The 3,546-nt window shown below is 77.0% G+C and carries 2 protein-coding genes; one reads left to right on the top strand and one right to left on the bottom strand.

The window, feature by feature from the left end:
• Positions 1–247 precede the first annotated feature (247 nt).
• Positions 248–2,290, top strand: a complete 2,043-nt coding sequence (locus tag HCN56_RS24460) for an amylo-alpha-1,6-glucosidase (RefSeq protein WP_167974665.1) — start codon at positions 248–250, stop codon at positions 2,288–2,290.
• Here the strand turns inward: HCN56_RS24460 and dusB are convergent.
• Complete coding sequence (gene dusB / locus HCN56_RS24455; RefSeq protein ID WP_167974663.1) at positions 2,236–3,420, bottom strand: tRNA dihydrouridine synthase DusB; 1,185 nt, start codon at positions 3,418–3,420, stop codon at positions 2,236–2,238. The genes HCN56_RS24460 and dusB overlap by 55 nt on opposite strands.
• Positions 3,421–3,546 lie beyond the last annotated feature (126 nt).

The following is a 3,546-nucleotide window of genomic DNA, read 5'->3' as shown; positions in this document are numbered from 1 at the left end:
GCCCGCACCGCCCCCGCCGGTCCCGCCGTCCCCGCGGCCGCCCCGGTCGACAGCCCCCCCGGCGCACCCCGACCCGCTTCCGACCGCGGTCGCGTCACCCCGACCCGACCCGTCCCCGGCGGCTGACCGGTGCCGCGGCGGAGCCCACGCCGCGCCCGGAAGGCGAGCACAGCACAGCAGCACCACGCGGCACCCCCGTGCCGCGGCGCGGTACGAGACGTGAGAACTCCAGGGAGGGCTGCGCACGATGAACGCGACGCACCACAGACTTCTGGTGCACGAGGGGGCCTTCGCCGCCATCGGGCCCTCCGGTGACATCACCGGGGCCCGCGGCACCGTCCCCGAGGGCCTGTTCGCCGACGACGCCCGGCATCTGAGCCGCTGGCAGCTGACCATCGACGGCACCACCCCCGTCGTGCTCGCCCCCGCCACAGCGGGGCCCCGCGCCCGCTCGGCGCTGATCCCGGGCGGCCGCGGCGCCGAACCCCCCGCCCACACCGTCTTCCGCGAACAGCGCCTGGAACACGGCACGCTCGTCGAGGAGTTGCGGCTGGTCGCCAACCGCGCGCCGGCCGGCACCGTCGTCCTCGCCATGACCGTGGACGCCGACTTCGCCGACCAGTTCGAACTCCGCTCCGACCACCGCTGGTACGACAAGCCGCACGCCGTCCGCAGCCGCCGGGCGCTCCCCGACGGCATCGAACTCGGCTACCGGCGGCAGGAATGGCACAGCCGCACCCTCATCACCGCCGAACCGGCCCCCGACGCCGTGGAGGAGACCGGCAGCGGCGCCCGCCGACTGGTCTGGCGGCTGCGCCCCGCCCCCGGCGAGGCCGTCGTCGTCACGCTGCGCGTCACCCCGCTGCCCCACGGTGCGGACGGCGCGGCGGGGACCCCGGCCGCACCGGTGCCGGACGACGCCGCGCCGGCCGCGGAACCCGCCGGCGACGCCGTCTCCGATGCCGCGACGCCCGCCGGATCGTGGCCGGAACTCGACGCTCTCTGCCGACAGGGCGCCGCCGACCTGGCCGCACTGGGGACCGCAGCCACCGGCCCGGACGGTGAGCCGCTACGGGTCCCCGCCGCCGGCGTCCCCTGGCTCGCCACCCTGCTGGGCCGCAACGCCCTGTTCACCTCGCTCTTCACGCTCGACCGCCGGCCGTCGGACGCGGTGGACACCCTGCTGGCCCTCGCCGCCGCCCAGGCCACCGCGGACGAGCCGGACCGCGTGGCCCAGCCCGGCAAGATCGTCCACGAGATGCGGCGCGGGGAGCTGGCGCACTTCGGCCAGGTGCCCTACGCCCGCTACTACGGGGCGCTCGACACCACGCCGCTCTTCCTCGTCCTTCTCGGCGCCCACGCCGAGGCGACCGGCGACGACGGGACCGCCCGGCGCCTGGAACCCGCCGCCCGGGCGGCGGTGCGGTGGATGGTCGAGCACGGCGGCCTCGGCACCCACGGCTACCTGGTGTACCGACCGGACGAGGGCGGCCGCGCCAACCAGTCCTGGAAGGACTCCCCCGGAGCCATCTGCCACGCCGACGGCACCCCCGCCCGCGGCAGGCTGAGCGCCGCCGCCACCCAGGGCTACGCCTACGCCGCGCTGCGCCGCACCGCGGCGCTGGCCCGCCGCAGCTGGGCGGACCCGGGGTACGCCGACGAGCTGGAGACGGCGGCCCGGGCGCTGCGGGAGCGGTTCGTCCGGGACTTCTGGATGCCGGAGCACGACCTCCCGGCGCCGGCCGTCGACGGGGAGGGGGCCCGGGTCGGTTCGCTCTCCTCCGACGCCGGCCATGTGCTGTGGTCCGGGCTGCTCGACGAGGAGCTCGCGCGACGGGCCGCGGACCGGCTGCTGCGCCCGGACTTCTACTCCGGGTGGGGCGTGCGCACCCTGGCGGCGGGCCAGCCCGCCTACCATCCGCTCTCCCAGCACCGGGGCGCCGTCTGGGCGCACGACACGGCGGTGCTGGCGCTCGGCCTCGCCCGGTACGGGCTGGCGGACCACGCCCGCCGGGTCGCGGAAGCCGTGGTCGCGACGGCCGAGACGCCGGGCGGGCGGCTCCCGGAGGTGGTGGCGGGGTACGGCCGGGACGGGCGGAGCGCGCCCGTCCCGCACCCGCACGCCTGCGGACCGCGGGCCTGGACCGCCGCGACGCCGTTCGCCCTGCGACGGGCGGTCGCCGCGGGCCGCGGCGGGCCGGGGGCGGAGCCCGCGGCGTTCGCCGAGGCGGCGGGTCAGCCGCCGGAGGTGTCGAGTTCGGCGTCGGCGGTGACGGTCGCGCAGTCGTAGGGGTCGGCGAGCCACCCGTCCGGCAGGACCACCCGGTTGCGGCCGGAGGTCCTGCCGCGGGGGCCGTCGGCGCCCTGCGGCCACGGCGCGTCCTTGTCCAACCGGTCCAGCAACTCGGCGAGTTCGGCGAGGCTCGCCGCGGTGGCGAGCGACCGCCGCAGGTCGGAGCCGACCGGGAACCCCTTGGTGTACCAGGCGACATGCTTCCGGAAGTCGATCACGCCCCGGCTCTCGTCCTCCAGCCACTCGCCCAGCAGCGTCGCGTGCCGCAGCATCGTCGCCGCGACCTCGCCCAGCGAGGGGCGCGCGGCGGCGTCGGGGCCGCGGCCGTCGAACGCGGCGACGAGATCGGCGAACAGCCACGGCCGACCCAGGCAGCCGCGCCCGACGACCACCCCGTCGCAGCCGGTCTCCCGCACCATGCGGACGGCGTCGGCGGCCGACCAGATGTCGCCGTTGCCGAGCACCGGGATCTCCGGGACCGTCTCCTTGAGCCGCGCGATGGCGTCCCAGTCGGCGGTGCCGCCGTAGTGCTGGGCGGCGGTCCTGCCGTGGAGCGCCACGGCGGTGATCCCCTCCTCGACGGCGATGCGGCCGGCGTCGAGGTAGGTGAGGTGGTCGTCGTCGATGCCCTTGCGCATCTTCATCGTGACCGGCAGCGGCCCGGCGTTGCCGACGGCCTGCCGCAGGATCGAACGCAGCAGGTTCCGCTTGTAGGGCAGCGCCGAGCCGCCGCCCCGCCGCGTCACCTTCGGCACCGGGCAGCCGAAGTTGAGGTCGATGTGGTCGGCGAGGTCCTCGTCGCGGATCATGCGGACCGCTCGGCCGACGGTGTCGGGGTCCACGCCGTACAGCTGGATGGAGCGCGGCGTCTCGTCCGCGTCGAAGTGGACCAGCCGCATCGTCTTGGCGTTGCGCTCCACCAGCGCCCGCGTGGTGATCATCTCGCTGACAAAGAGCCCGCGGCCGCCGCTGAACTCCCGGCACAGCGTCCGGAAGGGGGCGTTGGTGATGCCCGCCATGGGGGCGAGCACCACCGGCGGGGAGACGGTGTGCGGGCCGATCGCCAACGGCGGGGCAAGCGCTCCGGGGAGGGCGGCGGTCCCGGCTGCGACAGCGGTCTCGGTCATGCGGGCGGTTCCTCGGCGTCACGGTGGGGCGGTCGGGCGGTGCGGCGCCGGCGCACCGACGGCCGGGCCATTGTCGCCCATCGCGGCCCGCGGCGGCGAACGGTCCCGGACCGGGGCGCCCGCACC

The sequence above is a fragment of the Streptomyces lonarensis genome, from assembly GCF_012033735.1.
GTDB lineage: Bacteria > Actinomycetota > Actinomycetes > Streptomycetales > Streptomycetaceae > Streptomyces > Streptomyces lonarensis.
Note: the sequence above shows the minus strand (reverse complement) of the source record. Positions and strands in the feature narration are given on the sequence as shown.